Origin of the sequence: Paenibacillus sp. CR_12 (genome assembly GCF_041953985.1) — a bacterium.
GTDB lineage: Bacteria > Bacillota > Bacilli > Paenibacillales > Paenibacillaceae > Paenibacillus_AQ > Paenibacillus_AQ lautus_A.
The window spans coordinates 169,367-185,658 of sequence record NZ_JAVFHO010000001.1 but is presented as its reverse complement, the minus strand read 5'-3'; the positions used below and the strand labels follow the sequence as shown (position 1 = coordinate 185,658).

Sequence of the window (16,292 nt, the reverse complement as noted above, 5' to 3'; positions counted from 1 at the left end):
TCCTCATACTGTTTCACCGATCTGAAGAAAGGAATTTATTGATCATATCCTTCATTTCTTGGATCTCATCCTAGGCATACTTCAAAAGGGTGGTTGCATTATCCACCTTGTATTTTTGCAGAAGCTTGAGATAACGAAGCAGTTTAGTCCCTATGTAAGATTCGTTCGTGCTCTCTTAAACTGTTTGGGATATGACCTGCAGCAAAAACGATACTGAACATAAACAACAGGATGGAATGCAAAACCACCGAACCAGCAAGAAAATAAAGGACCGGAGTTATCGCTAGTGGTACCGGAATCCCCATAACCGGCTTGAATAACAGCCCATAATCCCTGCCGTTCAAAAAGTATCGGCACCATCCCCCATAGTATAGCAATAGCGCTAGAATCATTACGATGAGCGAGATGATTTCGTACCCGTGCCGGAGCTGCACCGCAAAAAATAAAGGGACGATCATGGTCCCGATTCGCCCGATCCCTTCGGCAACCGAGAAGATCAAGCTGGGATTGGGCCGACCGGACATGTTATGCGGCGCGCGTCTAAAGAACAAGAAATTAGGAAGCAGAACCAGAAAAGGCATGAAGAGACTCGTTGGATGAAACAAAACCGTTCCCTCCTCTTCTAGTGAAGCTGTACTTCAGCTTATTCGTCTACTCCCCATTATACGATTCAATGAGAAACTTCGCGGGGCGTCCCTTACCGCATTTTTAAACAGGTCCCGATTGATCGTAAACCGTTTCATCGTTATTCTCCACCATGATGTTGTCCCGCCAACCCGTAAAAGAACAGCTCCATCAAGCTCTCCATGCTGATGGCGAATTCGCGGTTAGCCGAATCCCAGCGCCGGCCGAGCTCATTCATGAACATCGTGAAGAACAGCATCGTCGCCTCTTCGGTTTGCTCCTTATCGATATAACCTTCTTGTTTCCCGAGTGCAACAAACTTCATGAAAAAGCCTTTAATCTTCTGCTCACTTTCCTGCCGAATCTTCAGATCGATGCTGTGATCTTCAAAGGCTTGAATTCGACGAAACTCTTCCGACAAGAAGGTCAAATTATTAGCTTCCAGCAGCATGATTGCTTTGGTCTTCTCCGGGAATGACAGGTCGGATTCCAGTATACGGTCATACTCCGCCAACTGCTTGTCCATCCAATTCATGATCATATCATGGTAAAGCTGATCTTTGGTTCCGAAATAGTTGTATATCGTCGCGGGAGAAACTCCTGCCTGTTGGGCGATTTCGTTCACGCTGACCTTTTGGTAACCATGCCTTGTAAATAGCTGGAATGCGGCATCGAAGACCTGTTCGATTTTTAGCAGCTTTCTTCGTTCATACCCGTTCATATGTTCCCCACCTCAATTGAAGTATATATCAAGTTTTAGAGTACTTCAATCTTCTCACTATAAAACAATTGACAACCACCTATTTGGAGTTATATTGTTTTTATAGTAAATCAATTCAAATACTACATAATTTAATTTAAATCACAAAAGAAATGAGTGTGTTACGTGATGAAAATCGTAAAGATTCCTTCGATTCTGCATGATGTTTTTGGTGAAAAGCAGTCCGTTGGCTCTATTCTGGTCATTCTGCTGTTCGGTGGACTTCTAACCATCGCGGTGAGCTTCATTTATCCTGAAATCACAAACTCTTTGCCTATATGGCGCAGTGCCCTTGCCTTATTGCTTATCTTCGATATATTCGCCGGCTGCATTGCCAATTTCACAATCTCAACCAGTAATTTCTACGCGTCCCGAAAAACGAATCGGACAGTGTTCCTTGCGATACATGTGCATATCATCATGATTGCGCTTCTATTGGATACCGATATCGGGTATGCCGTCGGTATATGGGCATATACCATCGCTGGAGCTGTGACCGTGAATGCGCTGATCGGGAAATCATCGCAGCGATTTATAGGAGGCTTGCTCCTGTCGATCGGCATAGGGGTTACGTTCTTGCTGTCCAGCATCCAGCCCTACATGTTATTGGCCGGCACCCTGTTTATGCTGAAAGTATTGTACAGCTTTGCTGTAGATCATTATGGCAAAGCAGTAGAGAAATCATGAACATTCCATGCAGAGTATCCAAGCTGACCCAAGCAGATAAAATCTTATTTTCATCCATTATGAACCGGGCATTTGCCCGGGATCCTTTGTTTCTGCATGCATTTGGCGATCCAGAGCTTGATCGTGAATCAAGCAGCAGAGCGGCTGCATTTGTCTCCTTCATGTTTGATAAAAGCTTTCTGCTGCATGAAGAAATATGGGGCTATTATGAAAACGAAATCTTGCTCGGTACCTTCATAGTAGAGAAACCCGGCATAAGCAAGCTTAAGCGTTTGAAGGGCGCTTTTTTGCTGATTGGAAGACTCTTGCCGTTGTTATTCCAACTCCCAGTCAAAACATTGAGATTCCTGAATGCCTATATGGGCATTACGAGATCGGCTGCTCCTTTTTCTCCGCACCATTATCTCATTATGATCGGAGTGAATCCGGAGGTCCAATGCAGGGGAATTGGAACAGCAATGCTGCGGCACCTGCTTCAAGTGGTTAATTCGGATCACAATTCACATGGAATCGCGCTCGATACTGAAAATAAGGAGAATGTAAATTTGTATCAAAGATGGGGATTTGTTTTGAGGCATGAAGAAAAAATCAACGCCCTGTCCTTGTATTGCATGTTCTATCAGAAAGACGATTTTTAATGACGGAGCCGTTCGTCCATTCTATATCGGGCGTCATTGACCTTCGCCATGAGATTGTCGATAATAGTAGAATAAGTTCACTATCTACAAGGGATTGGAGCTATGTAATGAAATATCATAATCTGGAAGAATGCATCATTGATTTGGAGAAACATGGGCATTTGGTTCGTATACATGAAGAGGTCGATCCTCATTTGGAAATGGCGGCCATACATATGAAGGTTTATGAGGCAGGCGGCCCGGCACTCCTGTTTGAGAATGTAAAAGGTTCAAGGTTTCGTGCGGTATCCAACCTGTTCGGCACGATCGAGCGCAGCAAATTCATTTTTCGGGAAACCTTCGAATCAACGCAAGACGTTATCGCGCTGCGCAACGATCCGATGAAGGCGCTCAAAAATCCTTTTAAATATATCGGAACGGGACTAGCAGCTAAATCTGCACTGCCAATCAAAAAAACAGGTGCCCTGCCACCCGGATTTCAGGAAATCCAAATTTCCGATCTGCCGCTCATTAAGCACTGGAAGGACGACGGCGGCGCTTTCGTCACGCTGCCCCAAGTGTATTCCGAAGACCCGGAGAAACCGGGCGTGATGAATTCCAATCTGGGCATGTACCGGGTTCAGCTCACAGGCAATGAATATGAAATGAACAAGGAAGTCGGCATCCATTACCAAATCCACCGGGGCATCGGCATCCATCAAGCGAAGGCGAATAAGCTGGGTCAGCCGCTGAAAGTGAGCTGTTTTATCGGGGGGCCCCCCGCCCATACGATTTCAGCGGTTATGCCCCTGCCGGAAGGCATGAGCGAGCTTACCTTTGCCGGACTGCTGTCGGGACGACATTTCCGGTACAGCTATGTGGATGGTTACTGCATCAGCCACGATGCGGATTTTGTTATTACGGGGGAGATCCATCCCGGCGAAACCAAGCCCGAGGGACCTTTTGGGGATCATCTGGGTTATTACAGCCTGGTCCATCCGTTTCCCGTCATGCGAGTGCATAAAGTCTATGCCAAGCAGCAGGCCATCTATCCGTTTACGGTCGTCGGGAGACCGCCGCAGGAAGATACGTCCTTCGGGGAGCTGATTCATGAGCTGACCGGCGGGGCGATCCGGCAAGAAATTCCGGGGGTCAAGGAAGTCCATGCGGTTGATGCTGCCGGGGTACACCCCCTGCTCTTTGCCATCGGCAGCGAACGGTATACCCCATATCAACAAGTAAAGCAGCCGGCTGAGCTTCTCACCATCTCCAACCGGATACTGGGCACGGGCCAATTAAGCTTGGCCAAGTATTTATTCATTGCAGCTGAAGAGAACCAGCCTTTAAGCACGCATCATATCGAGGACTTCTTGACCTATATATTGGAACGCATCGATCTGCAACGGGACATCCATTTTCAGACCAATACCACGATCGATACGCTCGATTATTCCGGAACCGGACTCAACACCGGCAGCAAGGTCGTATTTGCGGCGGTCGGGGATAAAAAAAGGGATTTGTGCCAAGCGGTGCCTGAGGCGTTAACGGATCTTCCCGGGTATGCGCCTGCAAAATGGATCATGCCCGGCATTGTCGCCATCCAGGGAGCCCCCTTTACGAGTTATTCCGAAGTGGCGCAGGAGATGTCGAGCCTTAGCGATGCCATCCGGGAACGAGGTTCGCTTCCTTCCTGCCCGATGATCATTCTGTGCGATGACAGTGAATTCATGAGCGCAACGCTCAACAATTTTCTTTGGGCAACCTTTACGCGCAGCAATCCTTCCCATGACATTCACGGCGTGAACAGCCGCTATGAGCACAAGCATTGGGGCTGCGACACGGTCATTATCGATGCCCGCACGAAACCGCACCAAGCCCCTCCGTTGATACCGGACGCGGAGGTTGAACGCAGCATCCAGCGTTTGTTTGCGAACGGCGGCAGCTTAAGCCGCATTTCGCTGCGTTAAAAGCTTAGAACCGCGGGTTAGCTGTATAAGGAAGTGAAGGGATAAAATTGTAAAAAGGGCTGGTCCAACGTCCATTTGACTTTGCGACCAGCCCTTTATTTTTTTATGGAAACAACGCGAATTCCGTGCACTCCTCTTCTCTTTATCAATACATCTTATATAATGAAATCTAATCCATATTAGCCAATACGGTTTATCCAAGGAGGGAAATCATGTTTCCAGAACTAGAGACTCAACGATTAAGGTTGCGTGAAATCCGGCTTCAGGATGCCGAGGCGATCTACAGCTGCTTCTCGCATGAGCAGGTGACCCGCTATTACGGTCAAGACACGTTGACCAGCCCCGAGCAAGCTCGTCGATTCATTGAGCTGTTCGCTAACAACTACGCAGAGCAGCGCGGGATTCGATGGGGCATCGAAAGGAAAGATAGGCAAGGCCTGATCGGGACGATCGGATATAACGCATGGTCCCCACGGCATAGAAGAGCAGAAATCGGATATGAGCTCCATCCCGACTTCTGGAGGCAAGGATATGCCAGCGAAGCGGCCTCCGCCATCCTGGCATATGGATTTCAGGAGCTTGGCCTAACCCGCATCGGTGCCGTCGTTTTTATGGAGAACCAGGCTTCCCATGCACTGCTGGCCAAGCTCGGATTCGAAGCGGAAGGAACCCTGCGCCAGTATATCTATCAGAACGGCACGGCACACGATACGCGGGTGTATTCATTGTTACAAGGCTAGCGGAGCTAAGCTTGCGCGCTTCCAAACCTTATTCACCAGAGGATTCCTTCGCATCCAGAAAAGGCTTGTTCACAAAATAATACATAAAGCCCATTAATAGAACGCCGCCGATCAAATTGCCGAACGTTACCGGAATCAGATTATGCAATACGCCATCAAACGAAATCGTGCCCGGATGATTCAGCACGAGCGCAATGGCAAAGGTGCACATGTTCGCAACGCTGTGCTCGTATCCGGAGATGAAAAAGCAGAAAACAAACAGCATCATGGCAAACATTTTGGCTCCGTCGCCCTTCAGGGACATGGGGATGAAAAAGGCAAGGCATACGAGCCAGTTGCACAGAATCGCTCTAAAAAACAGCTGCATCGTCGGGGTGGTCATTTTGTGTTCCACCACATTGAGCAGAAATCCGTTCACGGAGGAATCGGTGAATAATCCCGTTAAGAAAATCAACAGCGCAAACGTGCAGGCCCCCAGGATGTTTCCTGCATAACTGAAGATCCACAGCTTGACTACTTCCAGCCACTTTAATTTCTTGCGGAGAGCGGCATACGTGTAATAAAACGTGTTCCCTGTAAACAAATCCCCTCCCCCGTACGCGATCAGGATAATCGCCGCGCCAAACGTAAGGGCAGCCATCGGATAAGTCAGCGGGGAATGCTCCAGATAAAAAAAGTTGCCCGTCTTAAAAGCGACGATGACGCCAAAGCCGATAAACATGCTGGCGAGCATGGAGCGGGCGATGTAGCGCAGCTGGCTTTGTTTAAAAATTTTGTGTTTTTTGAGAGCAAGCTGCTCCACCTTGAGTAAGGATTCGGTTTCCATAATTCCTCCTGAAAAAGTCGGTTCTATATAGATTACACGATTTTTCCAAAAATTCATATCACCTCTGTACTATTACCCCATTTTCCGATAACGCTCAGGTCATGGACGGATTCATCAATGTTCGGCCGATTGGCGTACCCGATTCATCGTTCAAACCATTAGGATCGAGCAAGGCTTCTTATTCCAGGTATCAAATCTGCAATGTCATCTTCATAGAATCGTAACCCATTGCCCTTAAGCATCAACTATCATGGGAAGATAAGTCAGGATCACTTGTTTGATACGCAGCGCATGTGGTAAGTAGTTGTTACAAAGGAGAGGATGCAACATGAACTTGAAGCAACCAGCTAAAAAAGCAATCGTCACTTTGACTATGGCGGGCGTCGTCGGCCTTAGTGCATTCGGAGCAAATCATGCTGTTTTGCCACTGCAGCAGGCTGAAGCCGCCACGGCGGCAAGCGCCGAGGATTATGCTGCCGAGCACGCGCTCAAGACGCTCAACAGCTTTTATAAACCTGCATTGAAGGGACAATTCCCCGGTGCGGTCAGCGGATTAACGATCGGTAAAAGCACGAAGCAGGACGTGTACAAGGCCATTGGCGAGCCTCCCGTGCCAGGCAAGGATGCCGATGCCTTCGACGTATACGGGGCCAACATGGGGAATCCGGGCTACGCCTTCTCCTACAAGCTGAATAAGATTCGCGAAATGCGTTATTTTGGCACCAATGTGGAACGACAGACGAACATCGGCGGCATCACCATGAAAATGCTGAAGAAGAATTGGTTTGCTCCGGATGCCACCACCACATTCAAGAACGGAAAAACGAAGCAAACCAAGCTGACTTACCATCGTGGTGAATATAAGCTGGAGTTTATCTTCAACAGCAGCACGGAACTGGATCATATTAATCTGCTGAAAAAGTAACGGTTGAATCAATTCATTTTAATTTTCTTGAATAACGGTTCGCCACATTAAGAAAAACCCCGGTCTCTTGAAGAGATCGGGGTTTTTGGTTTACATCAAATACTGTGTCAACACGTCTTCCATCCATGCCTGACTTTGCTCCAGCCGCTTCAATCCGGCTGCCAGCATACCGATCTGCTCCTGCAGCACATGGGAATCATCGGTCCCTTCCCGATAGCGGCTCAAAAAATGCAAGAAAACGTCAACCAAACGCAAGCGCAGCAGTACCGGTATGGCAGCAATCTCCTCTTCGGTCAGCCGTACGCGGCTGGCAAAGCCTGCGCAGAACTGCCGGATAGCGACCTTCTCCTCCGCCATTCCCAAGAATCCCGAAATAACGACCGCAGGTTCCATCGCCCTGACATCCTTTGTGCAAAACTCGAAGTCGAGCAACGCGATGACCTTGCCCGATTGTTCCGAATCTACGAGCAGGTTTGAAAAGTTCAGGTCCCCGTGGACCAGCTGCTGCGGCAGATTTTTCAGGGATTCCAGCCTGCCGGATATCTCGGTGTACGCTCCTTGAAGGATTTGCAGCGCGTTTCCTTGTTTCTGGAACTCGACGGGCGGTCGCTTGCAGAAATCCTGAATGAATGTCCTGCTGCACGAAGGATACGATTGAAGCAGCTCGTAATAGGGCGGATACACCGGCTCCATTCCAATCGAACAAGCCGCAAGTGCACTTACCAGTTCTCCCGTTTTTTCCCCGAAGGAATAAGTCGCTTGAATGCTCTCTTCATCCGGTCGCGCTCCTTCAATGTATTCGAATAGGCAAGCGTATCGATCACTTCCGTCCTGAACCCGAACCATCTTATCGCCAGACGTTGATGGAACAGGCGTTGGGACCTTAAAGCTAAGGGGTGCCCGCTGGAGCGAGTCCAAAACCGCAAACTCGAATTCGATCCTTGCCTTGTCACGATGCGTATTGTAAATGCGCATGACCGAACGCCGATGCGGGTTATGAATAAAAAGGGTCGTATTGTTCCAGCCCGTTGGGCCGTTCACCGTATCTCCGTACCACTTGGGCCAATACGATTGCAGAAGCTGCTGAATCATGATCCATCCTCTCTTACCTTTATAAATCCTATCGTAATCCGAAAATATCATCATTTTTCGCGAAATTTCTTTGGTTTTCGCAATTATAACCTTTACGCCAAGCTGCATTGTCTATTAACAACAATAAGCTCTATAACACCGCATCCCTCACCACCCGGAAACCGCAGTTGCCCGTCGAGCTGTCGGGTGTATTCCCGCTCCGCGCCGCGACTCGGTAACGGTTGCAGTAGGATCTGTGGCACAGGTACGAACCCCCGCGCATCGACCTTTTGCCGGTAGGCTCCCCATAGAACGGATTGTTCGCCGAGGTCTGTTGATGATACGACGGGCTGAACCAATCGCCGCACCATTCCCATACGTTGCCGGACATGTTGTACAGTCCGTAACCGTTCGGTTTGTAGGCATCCACCGGCGCGGTTCCGATGTACCCGTCGCTGGCGTTATTTTTGACCGGAAATTTGCCCTGCCATATGTTGCATTGATGCTCTCCGTCCTGTTTCAGCAGATCTCCCCACGGATAGGTCCTGCCCTCCAAACCGCCGCGAGCCGCATATTCCCATTCCGCTTCCGTCGGAAGCCGCACGCTTGCCCACTGACAGTAAGCCGCGGCATCGTTCCAGGATATATGTACGACCGGATGGTCCATTCGGTCTTCGATGCTGGAATCCGCCCCCTCGGGTGCTGCCCAGTATGCCCCTTCGACCACCAGCCACCAAGGCACCTCTTGCGGCACCTGGGCTACTGCTGCCTTCGTTTCCTCCGAAGCCAGCAGTTCAAATACAAACGACCAGCCGAACCGTTCCGCTTCCGTCACATAACCGGTGGCTTCCACAAACCGTTGAAATTCCCCATTCGTTACGGCATGGGACGAGATCTCGAATCCGGAGACGGTTACGCTGCGAGCCGGCCCTTCCCCGTCACGAGGGAAACCTTCATTCGAATTCGTGCCCATCGTAAACGTCCCTCCAGGCAGCATGATCATATCGGTATGAAAATCAGGATGAGACTGTTCATCATACTTTTCGTCTCTCATAGTGCCAATAAGAGCCTTCTGGCAGGATCCCGTCGACTGCACGTGCGCTCTGGATCCTGCGCAGCAGGAATGTGGTTCTCCCATGTTATTTGTTCCTCCTATCCTTGATACGGAGAACAGGACAACCGCTGTCAGAGCGGTTATCCTGCTTCACCTTGCTATTGCGATTACACGAACTCCCGAGGATGACGGCGCATCAGCTCCGGCACCGCTTCTCCCCGGCCCGTGTTCTTCAAACGCTCGATATACCGGGGCAAATGACCTTTGGCGTGGTAAGGTCCCCCCTCTTTCATGACCGTCCACAATGGATCCACGTCAAACGGCATTGTCGACATCATATGATCATGCCACTCATTCAGCAGATAGACGGCCTCCCGGCAAAGATCCGGTCTTTGAGACGCCTGGTTGTGCTGCTCATACACATCCTCGGTGATATGGAACAGCATTTCTTTGTCGAACAGATGAAAGCCGTCATGATAGGTACGAATGTACAGCCAATCTCCAAACCGCACGCTTCGCTGGCAGACGTGTGCACATTGGGATACCACCAGATACTCCCTGCCGCTCTCGCGTCCGCTTCGCAGGGTCTCGGCATAACTGACTCCATCCCAGCTTCTTGCCGGTGCCACGTTCATATATTCCGCCATCGTAGGCAGTAGATCCAGATGATAGTGCAGATTGCGATCCGTTATCCCTTGCATGATGCCTGGCCCTCGGATAATCATCGGAATGCGGCAGGTTCCCTGATCCGCTGTGCCATGTTCTCCATAAATCCCAAGCTCCCCCATGTTCTCGCCATGATCCGCCGTTATGATTACGATCAAGTCATCCATAACGCCCTTGGATTCCAGCAGCTCGAAGATGGCCCCGATATGCTCGTCCATATGCCGAATGCCGCAATCATAGCCGTCCACCATCGTCCGCAAATCCTCCATCGTCCGAATCTCTCCGGGATGACGCGGGTAATCGGGGGACACATCACTATTATACATGTTAATTTCGTTTACACCATGCGGGCCGACCTTCTTCTGATGCTCCTGAAGCACGTCTTCGGATAACCACTCCGGAAGAGGATCATGCTCGAACGGATTGCCCAGCGACTGAGGTGCACGATACGGCGTATGCGGATCCCAGAAGTTCACATAGAGCATCCAGTTATCTTCATCGGCGTTGCGATCCAGCCAGTCCAGCACGACAGGAGACACTTCCTCAGCCGACTCCAAGCCGCCTTTGCCTGTATTATACATTTCATTGAAGCCCGCATAGAAGGTCCAAGCGGAATGGCGCTCTCCAAACGGACTGATCAACGCGGTTTTCATGCCGGCCCGGCGAAAAATGGCGGGAAAACTCTCCGAAGCCAGCTTGTCGCGGAAATCCCGCGTAATGCCTTCATGCCGCACGTCGGCTGCCGAGCCTCCATGACCCACGACGCCGTTATGAATGCCGAACTTGCCGGTCATCAGCGCGGTTCTTGATGGAAAACATGGAGCGTCGGAGGTATAGTAATTGTCGAAGCGTACGCCTTCCGCCGCTATCCGGTCAATGTTGGGCGACGTATTCCGATGGTATCCGTAACACCCTAAATGATCCGGTCTGGTCGAGTCCAAATCCAGCAATAATACTCTCATACACGTATCGCTTCCTTCCTCATCCCTTTTCTCTTATCCTTACATGTCAGCGTTTACAAAATGACTGCTTTTGACAGAAATTATAGGCCAATGCTTCCTGTTGAGTCGATGTACATTTCGTTAATTTGTTGTACGATTCTCCTTCAATTTTGGTTAGCAGACCTGTAAATTCCAACAAACACCTACTCATTGGAAGCATAGATATGCTAGGCTATAGGTATAAAATCACTGCGAGGTGCTTGTCTGTGATCCAGTTAATGAGCGTGAATTTTGATGATCATATCCCGAACTGGCGGACTCAGCTAGAGACGATCCGTTACAACGTGCTCGTTGTGGTAAGAGAAGGCAAAGTGAGGTATGAAATCAACGGGGAGGAGATCATTGCGGAAGAAGAAGACGTGCTCTTCATCCCGCAATCGACGAAACGGAGCGGCGGCAACTGGAATGGCATCCCTCATCGGAAATACACCATTCTCTTTACGATGGATCCTCAGGTAACCACAGGCATTCCGTTTCTGGATGGAGGGCAATTCCTCAAATTCAACCTTGCGCATATTCAGTATGCCTACCGCCGCTGCGAGCGATTATTCGAGGAAATGCGCGGCGGCAAAAGCTACCGCTCCATGATCTGTCAGGGCATCATGCAGGAGCTGCTCGGCATGCTGGCCCGGGAACTCGAGAAGACCGAGCTGCCGCCAAGCAAAAGAAATTATGCGGACACCATCAAATCGTATCTGTTGGACCATTACCGCGAACCGATTGAAATCGATAAACTCGCGAAGTTAATCCATCGTTCCCCCAATTATGCCACCGCCCTCTTCAAGGAGGTGTACGGTCATTCCCCGATTCGGTACATGCACCAGCTGCGCGTGCTGGAAGCGTGCGGCCTGCTGCTTCATTCCGACATGACAATCGCTCATATCGCCCACTATCTGGGTTATTATGATACGTCCTATTTTTATCGCATGTTTAAAAAATACACCGGTCTGTCACCCTCCGACTATGTGCAACAGGGCAACCGGTCCGATGTATCCAATCTGTTCACCTAATGCTTATTCGCAAATATTTATTTGATTACGGTTTTTGCCCCGCAAACTGAAGGACATGGGACAAGCCCTGATGCCCCTGTCCTTCCTGCCGAACGACCTCACCCATGAAAAAATGGACAATTCGCCAATCCGCAAAAGCTTCGAGGAAATCCCCGGGCGCGTATAAAAACTGAGGATCTTGCGGTCCCCCGCTTCGATAAGGAATCTGGTACGGGGAATACACTTCGGTGAGAAAATATCCTCCCGGCTTCACCGCGGTTTTCACGCCTTCCAGCGTCCTTGTTCTCAATTCTTTGGGAAAATGTCCGAACACGCAAATGATCTCATCCCATTGCTCCTTCGTCCACTGCGCTTCCCCAAGATCCACAAGCTCGGTGCGAATCTCAACGCCGCTGGCTTCGGCCAGCTTATTGGCTTTGTTCAGGCCGGACTCCGCATAATCCCACACGGTAACGTTCATGCCTTCGCGTGCCAGAAATACCGCATTTCGTCCTTCGCCCTCCGCGATCGCAAGCGCATTACCCGTTAATGCCAACCTCTTATGCATGTCGGCTATAAATACATTGGGCTCGGTTCCGAAGACATAGTCTTCGCCCTGAAACCGTTCATTCCAAGGATTCATCATTGGATCCCCCCTATTGATCATCAATTACTTGAATAACATTGGGCATATCACCATATTATCATGCCTGTTTCATCCTCTGCAGCATCGCCTCTTACTTAAACGATAGAACCATCATAGAATGTCCAGCCAAATTTTGATGGCCGTTGCCAGGATCAAGACGGCCAAAATGATCTGCAGTATCTTTGTGTTCATCTTCTTGCCTGCGGCCGCACCGAGTGGAGAAGCGATCAAGCTGGCAACAACCATAATAAGGGCGGGGATATAATCCACTTGCCCCGTCGTCAGTTTGCCAACCGTCGAACCGATGGATGAGATGAAGGTGATCGCAAGCGATGTGGCAATGGTCATCCGCGTCGGTATTTTCAATACAACCAGCATGATCGGAACGAGCAGGAACGCGCCGGCCGCTCCGACGATACCGGCTCCGATTCCGACCACAAGAGCAAGCACAGCGGCCAGCCATTTATTGAACTTGACCTGATCCAGGGGAATATCGTCCACCCCTTTGTTCGGGATGAACATCATCACGGCCGCAACCAGCGCCAATATGCCGTAGATGAGATTGATGCCGCCTTCGCTCATCATCTTGGAGCCGAAACCGCCGATGAAGCTGCCCAGCAATATGGCCGAACCCATATAGATAATGAGCGTTTTGTTCAGATATCCGCCTTTGCGGTATGCCCACACGCCCCCGATCGTGGCAAAGAATACCTGTACGGCGCTGATGCCCGATACTTCATGCGCGGTGAAAGCCGCAAGGCCGAATAACGGCGGGATATACAGCAGCATCGGGTATTTGATAATCGATCCGCCGATGCCAACCATCCCTGATATATAAGAGCCAATGAATCCGATTAAAAATATCGTTATGATGAAGGAGATACTTAGTTCCATCATGCTGCCCCCTTATTTCTCTTTAGAAAAGGGAACCTTCTGGTTCCCTCGGATCTCATTACATCTTGTTTCATACGTTTATATCCATGGCCGATCTTGTTATCGCCCCTTGCTATGACTCCTAATTATGAATAATCCTGCCTCTTAACATCAGACGTCCTTGTCAAAATTAACGTACGGCACAGCGGTTCGGCCCAATCTCCATCTCACGCTGCCGCTCGGTGTCAGGGTTCATTTTCCCCATGTTGGTTTGACGGATTTCCTGATAGCTGTTAGGCTGCGGCGGCAGATTCTGCGTTACCAATGTTCGGAATTCCGTCTCGTCGGCGATGTTGAGGCCATGGTTTTCCCGGTACAGCTCTCCCAATTTCTTCGCGACCGTCCCGTCCTCGTTCAATTCGTCCATGATCATGAAATGCGCCGGCAGCACGGTCAGATCATCCGATAGATGGGGGTAGCGGGCATAGAGCGTCTCCCGCAAATCGCCGACCCAATCGTCTGCCAGTCCCGCCAGATCCGGACGGCCGATGGAATCGATAAACAGAATATCGCCTGTCAGCAGGTAGCGGTCATCTATGACAAACGAAGTGGATCCGATGGTATGGCCTGGAGAATGGAGCGCATCGATGCGGATGGTGCTCCCGCCAATCACCACTTGATCGCCGTTCTTCAACGGCTCGTATTTAAACACGACCTCGCTGGCATCCTCTGGCGGAAGCCAGTATACGGCTCCTGTCTGCTCAGCAATCATTCGACCGCCGGAAATATGGTCTGCATGGAGATGGGTATCGAACACATGCTTGATTTGGGCATCCACGCTTTCGGCAAATTCAAGATATACCTCCGTCATGCGGGTAGCGTCAAACAAAGCCGCTTCGCCGTTCGATACCGCCATATAAGACAAACAACCTTTGCCGATACGAACAAACTGATATAGCGTGCCGCCATCCGCCAAGCTGCCGATTTTCAGCGGGACAAGATGTTCGCTCCAGGCTTTCATCCCCCCTTTTAAGTACGCGACATTCCGTCCGTGCTCGGCCAGCATCTCGGCCACCATCACCGACGATCCTTCCTTGGCGCATACAACCAGCACTTCTTGATCCATCGGGATTTGATCCAATATTTCTTCCACGCCGTCAATCAAATCAAAATAAGGGATATTCAAATGCCGAACTCCTTCGCCCTCAATCTTCCAATCTTCAAAATCCGAAGGGTTCCGCACGTCCAATAGAAACAGGCTCTCTTTGCGAATCACCTTCATGGCCACTTCTTGCGCTTTCATTTCTCTCATTGTCATGGTGCTCTTCCTCCTCTTAAATTCAGTCATTGGATCTGATAAATTGCACATTCCTTCCGGCTGCCCATTGTAAATACGAAGTGCTAAGCATGCTTATTGGACAGCCATCTTAAGCATCTGCGCCATCATCCAAGCCCAATGTTTCACCTCTCCAGCCGCTCATGCCCGGCACCACGTTTATAATGCTTGCATAGCCTTTAGCTGAGAGCTTTTGCGCAGCGAGGTCGCTCCTTGTCCCGGTACGGCAGATGACATAGATTTCATCCTCTTTGTTCAGCTCGACCATGCGTTCATCCAGTTCGCCAAGCGGAATCGATACGGCATTGCGAATATGCCTGAAAGCAAACTCCGCCGCTTCCCTCACATCCAGGACGATGATTGGCGCTCCGGACGCAAGTTTCTCCTCCAGCTGATCATTAGACGCTACATGTGGATAGCTTCGTTCTGCCGTTTCTTCCCCTGACGATTTGCGAAGATAGTGCTTCAGCACATCCCCCTCTTCAATCGTACCGAGATATTGATGGCCCGTGCTTTCCGCCCATGCCTGCATGTCGGCCTTGGAACCTTTGTCGGTTGCCTCTACCTCCAGCACATAACCGGCTTCAAGATCCTTCATCGCTTTTTTCGTGCGGACGATGGGCATCGGGCATGCCAGCCCCTTAGCGTCCAGCTTCATATTCGATTCAATTGCTGTCATATCACATACAACCTCCATTGTTTAATTTATACCCGTAGGGGTATATTTCATTTCAAAAAAAGGGGGTGACTAACACACCCATTCTTTTCAAACAGACACGATTACTCTGTTTTGCCCTCCCATGCGAGCATGCCGCCCGTCATATTGACGACGTGATAGCCTTGGCTTTCCAAATATTCAGCTGCACGGCCGCTGCGGCCGCCGGAACGGCATACCATGATATATTCTTTCGACCGATCAAGATCCTGCTTGCGGAATTCAATCAGACCGAGGGGAATGTTGACGGCGCCCGGAATTTTCCCTTCCGCGACTTCTTCCGCTTCTCGCACATCAATGATATTCACGGCTGTCCCGTCACTCAACATCCGCTCTAGATCTTTTGGAGAAATTTCTCTCATGCTGACCAGCACTCCTTTTACTTTTAAATTTAAGACCAGGCATTCATGCCGCCCTTCACATTCGTTACCTTCACAAAGCCTGATTTCTTTAATGTTTTGCTCGCTTTGTTGCTTCGCATACCGCTTTGGCAGATCAATACCACTTCCCTCTCTTTGGAGAGCGACTCGCTGCTCGACAAGAGCTGATCCAGCGGAATATTGCGGAAACCCCGAATGTGATTTCCCTTGAATTCTCCCGGCGTCCGGACATCGATGAACTGCTTGTTCGCATTGGCATCCTTCAGCTCATGGTTTAGCTGAGCCGCGGTAATTTGCCTGACTCCTTTGGCCGGGAGAATTCTCCAAACGACAAACAGAATGATAAGTGCAATGAACAATACATTGAGAATATCCATCTTTATTCCCTCTCTTTATAACAGCAGCCTTCGCTGCT

General features: G+C 49.9%; 18 protein-coding genes. 6 read left to right on the top strand and 12 right to left on the bottom strand.

The features are described from left to right. Nucleotides 1–143 precede the first annotated feature (143 nt). Together RB297_RS00875 and RB297_RS00870 are read right to left on the bottom strand one after the other, a co-directional pair. A complete protein-coding gene (locus RB297_RS00875) occupies nucleotides 144–605 on the bottom strand; it encodes a hypothetical protein (protein ID WP_375119482.1) in 462 nt (153 codons plus the stop codon). A 140-nt stretch (nucleotides 606–745) separates the two neighbouring features. After that, nucleotides 746–1,345 carry a TetR/AcrR family transcriptional regulator gene (locus RB297_RS00870; RefSeq protein WP_375119481.1) on the bottom strand — a complete coding sequence of 200 codons (600 nt, stop codon included), beginning with the start codon at nucleotides 1,343–1,345 and terminating at the stop codon, nucleotides 746–748. Between the two features lie 168 nt (nucleotides 1,346–1,513). Here RB297_RS00870 and RB297_RS00865 point away from each other — a divergent pair, with 168 nt between their 5' ends. The 4 genes from RB297_RS00865 (at nucleotide 1,514) to RB297_RS00850 (ending at nucleotide 5,395) form a co-directional block, all read left to right on the top strand. Then, the gene (locus RB297_RS00865; protein ID WP_375119777.1) at nucleotides 1,514–2,071 is read left to right on the top strand and encodes a hypothetical protein; all 558 of its coding nucleotides are present in this window, start codon (nucleotides 1,514–1,516) and stop codon (nucleotides 2,069–2,071) included. Beyond that, nucleotides 2,068–2,709, top strand: a complete 642-nt coding sequence (locus tag RB297_RS00860; RefSeq protein WP_375119480.1) for a GNAT family N-acetyltransferase — start codon at nucleotides 2,068–2,070, stop codon at nucleotides 2,707–2,709. The genes RB297_RS00865 and RB297_RS00860 overlap by 4 nt, the downstream gene beginning before the upstream one ends. 107 nt (nucleotides 2,710–2,816) lie before the next feature. Continuing rightward, complete coding sequence (locus RB297_RS00855) at nucleotides 2,817–4,655, top strand: UbiD family decarboxylase (protein WP_375119479.1); 1,839 nt, start codon at nucleotides 2,817–2,819, stop codon at nucleotides 4,653–4,655. 212 nt (nucleotides 4,656–4,867) lie between these two features. Next, the gene (locus tag RB297_RS00850) at nucleotides 4,868–5,395 is read left to right on the top strand and encodes a GNAT family N-acetyltransferase (protein ID WP_096773351.1); all 528 of its coding nucleotides are present in this window, start codon (nucleotides 4,868–4,870) and stop codon (nucleotides 5,393–5,395) included. Between the two features lie 28 nt (nucleotides 5,396–5,423). On the opposite strand, the gene RB297_RS00845 is transcribed toward RB297_RS00850, so the two are convergent. Then, nucleotides 5,424–6,221, bottom strand: coding sequence for a formate/nitrite transporter family protein (locus tag RB297_RS00845; RefSeq protein WP_090911724.1), 798 nt, complete (start codon nucleotides 6,219–6,221; stop codon nucleotides 5,424–5,426). Nucleotides 6,222–6,549: 328 nt separating this feature from the next. Here RB297_RS00845 and RB297_RS00840 point away from each other — a divergent pair, with 328 nt between their 5' ends. Next, nucleotides 6,550–7,146, top strand: a complete 597-nt coding sequence (locus tag RB297_RS00840) for a YjgB family protein (protein WP_192572421.1) — start codon at nucleotides 6,550–6,552, stop codon at nucleotides 7,144–7,146. Nucleotides 7,147–7,236: 90 nt separating this feature from the next. Here RB297_RS00840 and RB297_RS00835 read toward each other — a convergent pair whose 3' ends face one another. The 3 genes from RB297_RS00835 to RB297_RS00825 form a co-directional block, all read right to left on the bottom strand. Further along, nucleotides 7,237–8,238: a phosphotransferase enzyme family protein gene (locus tag RB297_RS00835; protein ID WP_375119478.1), complete on the bottom strand. Its 1,002-nt coding sequence runs from the start codon at nucleotides 8,236–8,238 to the stop codon at nucleotides 7,237–7,239. 130 nt (nucleotides 8,239–8,368) lie between these two features. After that, on the bottom strand, nucleotides 8,369–9,355 hold the full coding sequence (locus RB297_RS00830) for a formylglycine-generating enzyme family protein (RefSeq protein WP_375119477.1): 987 nt from the start codon (nucleotides 9,353–9,355) through the stop codon (nucleotides 8,369–8,371). 83 nt (nucleotides 9,356–9,438) lie between these two features. Next, complete coding sequence (locus tag RB297_RS00825) at nucleotides 9,439–10,899, bottom strand: sulfatase family protein (protein WP_375119476.1); 1,461 nt, start codon at nucleotides 10,897–10,899, stop codon at nucleotides 9,439–9,441. 245 nt (nucleotides 10,900–11,144) lie between these two features. On the opposite strand from RB297_RS00825, the gene RB297_RS00820 reads away from it, so the two are divergent. Continuing rightward, nucleotides 11,145–11,948: a helix-turn-helix domain-containing protein gene (locus RB297_RS00820; RefSeq protein ID WP_213577861.1), complete on the top strand. Its 804-nt coding sequence runs from the start codon at nucleotides 11,145–11,147 to the stop codon at nucleotides 11,946–11,948. Between the two features lie 25 nt (nucleotides 11,949–11,973). On the opposite strand, the gene RB297_RS00815 is transcribed toward RB297_RS00820, so the two are convergent. The 6 genes from RB297_RS00815 to RB297_RS00790 form a co-directional block, all read right to left on the bottom strand. After that, nucleotides 11,974–12,570 carry a class I SAM-dependent methyltransferase gene (locus RB297_RS00815; protein ID WP_375119776.1) on the bottom strand — a complete coding sequence of 199 codons (597 nt, stop codon included), beginning with the start codon at nucleotides 12,568–12,570 and terminating at the stop codon, nucleotides 11,974–11,976. Between the two features lie 114 nt (nucleotides 12,571–12,684). Further along, entirely contained in the window at nucleotides 12,685–13,467 is a 783-nt protein-coding gene (locus tag RB297_RS00810) for a sulfite exporter TauE/SafE family protein (protein WP_096773346.1), read from the bottom strand. 169 nt (nucleotides 13,468–13,636) lie between these two features. Next, nucleotides 13,637–14,764 carry an MBL fold metallo-hydrolase gene (locus tag RB297_RS00805; protein ID WP_096773345.1) on the bottom strand — a complete coding sequence of 376 codons (1,128 nt, stop codon included), beginning with the start codon at nucleotides 14,762–14,764 and terminating at the stop codon, nucleotides 13,637–13,639. 109 nt (nucleotides 14,765–14,873) lie between these two features. Then, a complete protein-coding gene (locus RB297_RS00800) occupies nucleotides 14,874–15,461 on the bottom strand; it encodes a sulfurtransferase TusA family protein (RefSeq protein ID WP_096773344.1) in 588 nt (195 codons plus the stop codon). Nucleotides 15,462–15,562: 101 nt separating this feature from the next. After that, entirely contained in the window at nucleotides 15,563–15,859 is a 297-nt protein-coding gene (locus RB297_RS00795) for a rhodanese-like domain-containing protein (RefSeq protein ID WP_096773343.1), read from the bottom strand. A gap of 29 nt (nucleotides 15,860–15,888) precedes the next feature. Continuing rightward, entirely contained in the window at nucleotides 15,889–16,254 is a 366-nt protein-coding gene (locus RB297_RS00790; RefSeq protein ID WP_277748599.1) for a rhodanese-like domain-containing protein, read from the bottom strand. Nucleotides 16,255–16,292: the final 38 nt, after the last annotated feature.